The organism is Mycolicibacterium arseniciresistens (assembly GCF_030519285.1).
Classification (GTDB): domain Bacteria; phylum Actinomycetota; class Actinomycetes; order Mycobacteriales; family Mycobacteriaceae; genus Mycobacterium; species Mycobacterium arseniciresistens.
The window spans coordinates 1-8,751 of record NZ_JAUMSQ010000310.1 but is presented as its reverse complement, the minus strand read 5'-3'; the positions used below and the strand labels follow the sequence as shown (position 1 = coordinate 8,751).

Annotated in this window: 5 protein-coding genes; all 5 read right to left on the bottom strand. The window is 70.2% G+C overall.

Going from position 1 to position 8,751, the window contains the following annotated elements:
- Window positions 1-216, bottom strand: a 216-nt coding sequence (locus Q2100_RS26755) for a PE family protein (protein ID WP_302916499.1), incomplete at its 3' end; no start/stop codon positions are given.
- Complete coding sequence (gene eccCa, locus Q2100_RS26750) at window positions 216-4,175, bottom strand: type VII secretion protein EccCa (protein WP_302916498.1); 3,960 nt, start codon at window positions 4,173-4,175, stop codon at window positions 216-218. The genes Q2100_RS26755 and eccCa, both read right to left, overlap by 1 nt.
- Window positions 4,172-5,719 (bottom strand): type VII secretion protein EccB, encoded by a 1,548-nt coding sequence (gene eccB / locus Q2100_RS26745; protein ID WP_302916497.1) that lies wholly within the window; start codon window positions 5,717-5,719, stop codon window positions 4,172-4,174. The genes eccCa and eccB overlap by 4 nt, the downstream gene beginning before the upstream one ends.
- 29 nt (window positions 5,720-5,748) lie before the next feature.
- Window positions 5,749-7,590, bottom strand: a complete 1,842-nt coding sequence (eccA, locus tag Q2100_RS26740; protein WP_264014714.1) for a type VII secretion AAA-ATPase EccA — start codon at window positions 7,588-7,590, stop codon at window positions 5,749-5,751.
- A 141-nt stretch (window positions 7,591-7,731) separates the two neighbouring features.
- Window positions 7,732-8,625 (bottom strand): class I SAM-dependent methyltransferase, encoded by an 894-nt coding sequence (locus tag Q2100_RS26735; protein ID WP_302916496.1) that lies wholly within the window; start codon window positions 8,623-8,625, stop codon window positions 7,732-7,734.
- Between the last annotated feature and the right edge of the window lie 126 nt (window positions 8,626-8,751).

Sequence of the window (8,751 nt, the reverse complement as noted above, 5' to 3'; positions counted from 1 at the left end):
GAGCTCTTCGACGCCGAGCGCGGCGGTCGCGGCGTGCTGGTTGCCGTGCGCGCTGAAGCCCGCCGCGGTCTGCAGCGACACCACATCGGCTCCTGGCGGCAGCACCGCGGTCACCGCGGGTGCGGCCGCGGCGTGCGCCGCCGCCAGCCGCGCGGTCAGACCCTCGACCGCGGCACTGGCCGCGGTCAGTCCCTCGGGAACGACACGAAGCGTCATCAGCTGTATTCCTTTCCGTTGCTGTCCGTCCCTCGGCCGCCCTGGGTGGCGGCCTCGCCGACGAGTGGATTGACGAGCTGCACGAAGGTCGGGAGGTCGCCGTCGTCCAGCAACATGCCGCGGCCGGCGGGCAGCCGGTTGAACCTGTGGCCGCGAATCTTACCGCTGTCCTGCGGATTTCCGGACAGCAACAGCGTCGTTGCCTGCAGGTCGTTGAGCCTGCGCAGCAACGGCGCCGTCATGATCGCGTGCGCCGAACCGGTGGCCCGCGCCGTGACGATCACCCGCAGGCCGAGGTCACCGGCCTGGCCGAGCAGGCCGAGCAGCGGCGTCCACGGCCGCTGGCCCACGTAGGGTCCGCTGACCGCCGGGCTGTCCGGGATCTGGTCGACGTCGTCGATGATCAGGTAGTGCGTGTGGCCCTGATATCCCCAGCTGCTCAACTGCTGGGGCGTGAGACCTGCGGGCGGGCGGCGCTTCTCGATCAGCGCGGCCAGCCCGAGCATCGCCGGGGTGATCCGGTCGATGTTCGGCGTGTACTCGTTGTCCGGGAACAGCGGCTCGTCGACGAGGTGCAGCCGCCGGTCGATGACCGTGAACGCGACGTCGTCCTGCCGCGAGTTCTCCCGGACGGTGCGGATCAGGTGCCGCAGCAGGGTGGTCTTGCCCGCCCTGGCGTCACCGAAGACCATGAGCAGCGGGTTGCGCTCGAAGTCCAGCGTGACCGGTGCGAGGTCCTGTTCCCGCTGGCCGATGACCACCCGTTCGGGCGGCGTGTAAAGCGGGGCAAGCACTTCGGGTCGCAGGTCGGTCGGCAGCAGCCGCACCCGCGGCGCGGTGACGTCCGGGTGCCGGTTGTTGATCGCGCGGATCACATCCAGCGGCGGGGCGGCGATCAGGAAGTGCTCGGCCGCCATCGTCAGGCCGCGACCGGGCTGATCCGCCGGCACGCTCTCGGCGGGCCTGCGCAGCCCACCGACGATCCGCACGTTGCTGTCGCGGGCGTCGTGCAGCTTGAGTTCCAGTCGAAGGCCGAGGCCGTCGCGCATGTTCAACGGCACCTCCAGCCAGTTCGGCGTGGTGATCACGACGTGGATTCCGTAGGCCAGTCCACTGTTCACCAGCTCGGTCACCCTGGCGAGCAGCGGGTTCCGGGTGTTGAACGTGTCGGTGTTGTCCCGACTGAACGCGTACAGATTGTCGATCACCAGGAACACTTCGCCGTAGCCGTCGTCCCTGAAGTCCGCACCCCGCTCCTGGCGTGCCCGCAGCAGCTGCTCCAGCTCGCCGAAGGTGCGCCGGATGCGTTCGGGCTCCAGCGGAGTGGCGACGCTGCCCACATGGGCCAGCTCGGCCATCGGACGCAGCTGCCCGCCGCCGTAATCCAAGCAGTAGAACGTCACGTCGCGCGGTGAGTGCAGCGCGGCGGCCGACAGCATGAACGTCTGCAGCGCCGTCGACTTGCCCGACTTGGGCCCACCGTGGATCACCATGTTCCCGGCCGCCGAGTTGGCGTCGAACATCAGTGCGTCGCGCCGCATCTCGAACGGCCGGTCGATCTCGCCCAGCGGCCAGCGCCACTGCCGGGCGTTCACTCCGGACCGTTGGAGCAGGTCGAGCAGCGGAATCGAGTCCTCGAGCGGGGGCGGCCACAGCGGCGGCGCCTTCGGGCCGTACTGCGCCAGTTGCTCACCGATCGTGGCGATCAGCTTGCGCGGCGGCAGCACCTCGACGTCGGCGTCCGCGGACGGGATGATGGTGTCGGGCTCGGGCTCCACCCGCGTCGCGGTGAACTCCTGCGGCTGCGGCAGCGCCCGCACCACGATGGCCTTCTCCACCCGCGGCGGCTCGTAGATGCCGTCGACGTAGGTGCTGCGGAACTTGACCGGCACCGCGCCGGGGGCGGGCACCAGGAAACCCTCGCCCTTGTGTTCGCGGCCCGATTCGATGTGGTACGCGTCCTCCACCCCGATGATCTGGCGGGACACGCTGGGACTGGCCACCTTCAGACCGATGCGGTACGACGTGTTCTTGTCGATGTCCTTGATCCGGCCCACGTCCAGTGTCTGCGACGCGAAGAGGATGTGGATCCGGAACGACCGGCCCTTGCGGGCGACGTAGTCGAACAGGTCGGCGTACTCGGGGTGGTCGGCGAGCATCAGCGTGAACTCGTCCGCCACCACGAACAGCGTCGGCATCGGCGGCAGGTCGTGCCCTGCCGCGATGGCGGCCTCGTACTCGGTGACGGAGTTGAACGCGCTGCCCTGCACACGCCTGCCGGACTCCTTGAGCAGCTGCTCGCGCCGGGCCACCTCTCCGCGCAGGGTGTCGGCGAACCGGTCGGCCAGCGACTTCTTCTCGGCCATGTTCGAGATGACGGCGACGACCTGCGGGAAGTCGCGGAAGATGTCGGCGCCCGCCTCGCCCTTGAAGTCGGCGTAGATGACGATCAGCCGTTCGGCCGAGTGAGTGGTCAACAGCGACAACAGGATCGACATCAGGGTCTGCGACTTGCCCGAACCGGTCATGCCGATCATCAGGCCGTGCGGACCCATGCCGCCCTCGGCCTCGTCCTTGAGGTCGAAGTACAGCGGTTCGCCGGTGGCGGTGACACCGATCGGCACCCGCAGTTCGTCGTCGCGGTTGCGCGGCGCCCACAACGCGGCCACGTCGAGTGCGGACGCGTCGGGGATGCCGAGCAGCGTGGTGAACGTGGAGCCACCGGTGGTCGTCGACCGGGCGTGGTTGGGGTTGGAGTCCCAGCGGGACAACCGCCGCGCGATGTGGCGGCAGTCGTCGGCGCCGATGCCGTCGGCGACGTCGACGAAGGGCTGCCAGCCGCCGCTCAGCCACCGCTCGATCCGGCCGTCGGCGACCTTCAGGATCGGCCGCTCGGGGTCGGGGTACTGCTCGCGGTTCGGCGGCGTGGTGGTGCGGTGGATGACGGTGACGCCGGCCAGGCCGGGCCGCCGCACGATCGCGTCGAGGTCGGCCTCCGGATCGTCGACCACGATCAGCAGGTGCTTGAGTGCACCGTCGTTGCTGCCAGGGAACGCATCCCGGCCGGCCAATGCCGGACCGAGCAGTTGCCGCAGTTCGCCTGCGGTGGTGGTCAGGTAGCGCGCCGGGCCGACGCCGTCGGCCTCACCCGGGACGTCGACGTGCGGCAGCCACTTCAGCCAGGACCAGTCGTCATCGTCTACGTCGGGTGACGCGAGAGCGACCCCGAGCACGGCCGGATCGTGCCAGGTGACCGCCTGGGCCAGCCATGCGCGCACCGCGGCGCGCACGTCGGCGGCCTCACCGAACACCGTGATGCGGGCCAGCTTGGCGATGTCGATGCCCGCCGGGGCATCGCGGACCGTGCGCTGCACGTCGAGCAGCCCACGCAAGGTGCTGTGCGACACCGGCTCCAGGTCGATCTCGTCGGCGGTGTCCTTCACCCGCAGCGTCGCGTTGAGCGGCGTGTCGTGCAGGCCCGCCCGCAGCACCAGGAAGTCGTTGTCCCGCGGATCGCGCTCCCACTGCCTGCGGGTGCCGGGGATGGTGGCCAGCACGTCGGGGTCGGGATGCGACCACTCCAGTGCCGCAAGCTGTTCGGCGGCGTGTGCGCGGACGTTGTCGCGGACCACCGACAGGTAGCGCAGGTAGTCGGCGCGTTCGGCATCGACCTCCTCGGTGCGCATCTTGTTGTCCGAGCCGCGGTAGAGCGCGGTGGCGGCCAACAGCAGCACGAACGGGAAGAACAGGATCTGCGGCGAGATCAGCCGCATGCCGGTCGCGACGAGCGCGACGATCATGCCGACGATCAGGATCACGATCAGGTACGGCAGCACCCGGCGCAGAAGCGACGGCGGCACCAGCCGCGGCAGTTCGGGCGGCGGTTCGATCGTGATGGTGCCCTTGCGGGTGGTCGGCTGCGGAAGCCGCCGGTGGGCCTCGAAGATCAAGCGGCTCATCGGTTCTCCAGTCGCGCGGGGCTCGGGTCGGGCAGCAGGGTGTCGTGCGCGAGCAGCGCGTCACTGCGGGACAGGGTCGGGCCCGCGGCGAACTGCGCCAGGACGGACCACGGGACGGGCAGCGGCGGGGAGCTCAGGCCCAGCGCGGCGACCGCGTCGTCGTCGGCGCCGGTGTCGATGCCGTAGCGGACGCCGGTGTCACTGATCCAGAACAGGGACCCGGCGGTCGGTGAGCCCGGGGCCTGCCCGACGGTCTGCACGAAGTATCCGCTGCCGGGGGCGATCGCCACCCGGTTCGCCGTCGTGCCACTGCCCGCACCGACCAGGGTGAGCGTGCGCTGGTTCTCGGGCAGCGGCAGGGTGGCGCCGGACAGCAGGGCCAGCGAACTCTCCGCGGCGCCTTCCGGTTTCGTCCACCGCGCGCAGGTGACGGGGTCGGCGGAGGTGTCCACCAGATCGACCGTGGAGTCGGGGTACGCGGCGGTGTCGATGCCGCGTGCGACCGGCATGCGGGCCACCTCGTCGGCGCCCAGCCTCGGCGCCTGGGCCAGGCCGTAGGAGTTGGTGTTGCGCAGGATGCCCGCCAGCACCGGCGACACCGGCTGAAGGCCGTCGGACAGCACGGCGTAGTAGCGGATCGAGTTGTCCGCCTCGAACGCCGCGACCACGGCGCCGACGGGGACCTGGGCCGACAGCGGGAACTGCGGCGGCGCACCGGCGCCCGCGATCGGCGGCGCGGCGAGCGCCGGAGCCTCGGGGATGGCGTTGAACAGGCCAGCGGCGATCGGGCGCGGCGACGGGATGTCGCCGCCGAAGCCGAGTGCGTCGGTCACGGCGCGGTTGGCCAGGTCGACCGGGCTGCGCCTGCCGTCCCACAGCAGCCAGGTGCCGGCGTTGGTGCCCTCGGTGTCCTGCACCAGCACGGCCTGGTCCGCGGCCAGCGTCGCCGCGCGCTCACCGCCCGACCCGGTGGCGCCGGCGATCACGGTGACGCCGGTGTCCGGTCCTGCGACCGCGTCGCACACGGTCCAGTCCGCGTCCGCGTCGGTGCTCTGCACCATGCGTTCCGGTGCGCCGGGGATGCCGATCAGATTGCCGCGGGGGAACTGGTCGATCTCACTGGTCTTGACGGTGGTGGGGTTGTCCGCACGGCCCGCGATGAGCCGGGCCGAGGTCAGGTTGAGCACCGGGTGCAGCTGCTCGCCGACCTTGACGTAGAGCGCGGCAGTCGAGCGGTCGGCGAGGATCGAGTCCGTGCCCGCCGATCCGGACGGCCGGATGAAGGAGAACAGGAAGCAGCCGATCAGGCCGGTGACCACGATGAGGGCGCCGGTGATCACGGCGCGGCTCTGGGTGCGCAGCGGGTCGACCAGCATGCGGGTGTCGTGCAGCGCGACGCCGGAGGCGATGCGGCGCATGACGAATCGCCAGCCGGACACCTGATGGCGGGTGACGAAGCCGCGGCGGTACTCGACGCGGTCGGGATTCTCGTTGGCCGGGGTCCGGGAGGTGAAGGAGCGCCGGTCCTCAGGGTCGGAGGGCAAGCGCGAAGCGCCACGGGAATTGGGAGAGGTCATGCCTGCACCGACAGTTCCGGCACGGTCAGACCGAGCCCCTTGAGCAGCGGCACGGCGGAGCTACGCACATCGTCGGCGGTGATGGTCATCAATTCCTCGTCGGTGAAGTCGTCGACGTCGGAGTGGTCGAGGCGGTACTCCCGCTCCTCCTCCGAACGCTCGACCAGGTTGCGCACGAAACGGCCGTTGCCTGCGATGTCGAGGCTGCGCCGGTCCACGCCGTTGGCGTCGGGCGTGGTGGACCGCGCGAGCTTCTCGAACAGGTCCTCCATGTGGTCGTGCGCGGCCTTCTCGAACACGCTGTCGCGCTTCTCGGCCATCCGCATCGCGATCTCGACGAGCTCGGCGCCCGAGTAGGACGGGAAGTCGATGCTGCGGGTGAATCGGGAACGCAGGCCCTCGTTGGTGTCGAGGAAGTTGTCGAGGTCCTTGCGGTAGCCGGCGACGATCACCACGAGCCGGTCGCGGTCGTTCTCCATCCGGGCCAGCAGCGTGTCGATCGCGACGAGCCCGAAGTCGTTCTTGGCGCCGGTGGACACCAGCGCGTAGGCCTCGTCGAGGAACAGCACGCCGTCGAGCGCACTGTCGATGATCGCGTTGGTCTTGGCCTCGGTCTCACCGATGTGCTGGCCGATGAGGTCGGCGCGGTGCACCTCGCGGACGGTCTCCTTGCGCAGCAGGCCGAGTCCGCAGTAGATCTTGGCGACCACCCGGGCGATGGTCGTCTTACCGGTTCCGGGTGGGCCGGCGAACACCAGGTGGTTGGTGCGCTGGGCGACGGTGAGCCCGCGCTCCTGGCGGCGCAGCGACATGGCCACCGAGCTCTTCAGCCTGGCGACCTGGTACTTGACCTCCTCGAGGCCGATGAACTCCGCGAGTTCGGCCTCGGCCTCGACCAGCAGGTGCGACTTGCGGTCCTGGGCACCCGGGTCGATGAAGTCGGCCTCGCCGGGTTCGGTGGCCGGATCCCACGGGTTGCTGCGCGCCTCGATCCGGGCGGCGGTGGTGGTCGGGATGCCGAATGTCTTGTCCGTCAGCGCCGTTTCGACCTGCGCGTTCTCCGGGTTCGCGGCATAGAGCTCCTGCAGCACGTCGGCGGCGTCCTCGTCCTCCCCTTCGGCGCGCAGCACCAGCGCCTTGGCCAGCGCGCCGTCCACGGCGGCCACCGCGACGGGGCCCGCCGGCTGCTCGAGATAGGACAACGCCGGGGAGAACATGCCGATCCGGGCCAGTGAGATGCCCAGCGCGATCCGCGCGGCGTGCGAGAACGTCTCGTCCTGTGTGGTGTCGTTGACCACCGGGGTCAGCAGCCGCACCACGTCGGACCATCGTTCGGCCCGGTAGTTGATCGCCACCCGCACCCATCGGGCCTGTACCCAGCCCGGCCGGCGGTCGAGCAGTTCGCCCACCAGCTCGTCGGCGTCGGCGTACGCCTCGTTGTCGGCCAGCGTTGCCGCCCAAGCCAATTGGAAGTCATCAGGGTCCGAGGCCCGGAACTGCAGGTACAGGCCGGTGTCATAGGTGAACGCCAGCGCGCCGGGCGCGAGGTCGATCTCGCGCTGCAGCAGACCCGCCGAGCGCCTGGTGCGCCAGATGGATTCGATGACATGCCCGGAGACATCGCCCGCGGCGGCGAGACCGGTCCAGGCATCGCAGTGGTCGTGCGCGACGTGGGCGAGCGCGGCGAAGCCCGACCGCGCGGCGGTCAGGTCTGCGGGACGTTGGCGGTCGTTGACCGAGAGGCCGAGCGCCCGGCAGCAGGTGGCGAACCGGCTGACCACGTCGCGGTCGATTCGGGGCGCTCCGTGCGAGAGAGCGGCAAGCGTGTCATTACCCATGTCTGTGCACGGGAAGCGAACCCCGTCACCGGGCAGCCCCCGTTTTCTCCCCTTATGTAGGCAAAGCTAACTTTTGCTGAAGTTAGCATTACCTAGCCTCACTGTCGAGACTCACGGTCTCGCCCGCAAACGTGAGCCCGGTCACCGTTTGACGGCGCTGACCAGGGAGATTGTCTGGAACATCGGACCCGCCTCGGTGTCGGCCGCCGGAACCGGCCGGCCGACTCGCCGCAGGTAGTCGGCGAGGCGGGTGGTGTCGGCGGTCCATCCGCGGGCCATGAACCAGTCCTGGGCGGCCGCGTGTTGTTCGTTGTAGATCAGCGTGAAGAACGCGTTGTCCCCGCCCGCTGCCCGCTCCTCGGCGCGCTTTGCCTCGAACACCGCCGGGGGCATCGGCGTCGCCTCCTCGACCGCGACGCGGCTGCCCGCCGCGGCGAGCGTGTCGATGCCGGAGAACAACTGGTCCTGCGCGGTGGCGGGCAGGTACATCAGCAGCCCTTCGGCGAGCCACGCCGACGGCGCCGCGGGGTCGAACCCGCCGTCGGTCAGCGCGGCAGGCCAGTCGCCGCGCAGGTCGACCGCCACCTCGCGGCGGTCGGCACGCGGGGCGTCACCGTGGGCGGCGAGGACCTCCCGCTTGAACTGCAACACCTGCGGCTGGTCGAGCTCGTAGACGACGGTGCCGTCCCGCCACGGCAGCCGGTAGGCCCGCGAGTCCAGGCCCGCCGCGACCAGGACCACCTGTCGCACATCGGCTTCGGCGGCGGCGGTGAAGTAGGTGTCGAAGTAGCGGGTGCGCGCGCCCTGGAAGTCGACGAATGCTGCGCCGAACTCCGAGGCGAGCGGGTGGTCAGGTGCCTTGCCGTCCAGCAGGGCGGACCAGTCACCGCCCGCCGCGCGGCAGAACACCTCGGCGTAGGGATCGACGGCGAGCGGCTCGGCCTTCTTCGCCTCCAGCGCCCGCGACGCGGCGACGAACAGCGCCGTGGAGCCGACGGAGGTGGTGATGTCCCAGGAGTCGTCGTCGGTGCGCACGCGGGTGAGGCTACGCCGCTTCGCTGACAGCTTCCTGACCGCCGAGCCCGCCGAGACCACGGTTGTTGACACGTTTTCCGCCTTGGGTTCAAGGAGTGATTGCAACACTTCCTAGTTGGGAGTGCG

Bases quoted from the DNA above. Each gene is read 5' to 3' on its own strand.
- eccCa (WP_302916498.1), bottom strand. From the start codon at position 4,175: ATGAGCCGCTTGATCTTCGAGGCCCACCGGCGGCTTCCGCAGCCGACC.
- eccA (WP_264014714.1), bottom strand. From the start codon at position 7,590: ATGGGTAATGACACGCTTGCCGCTCTCTCGCACGGAGCGCCCCGAATC.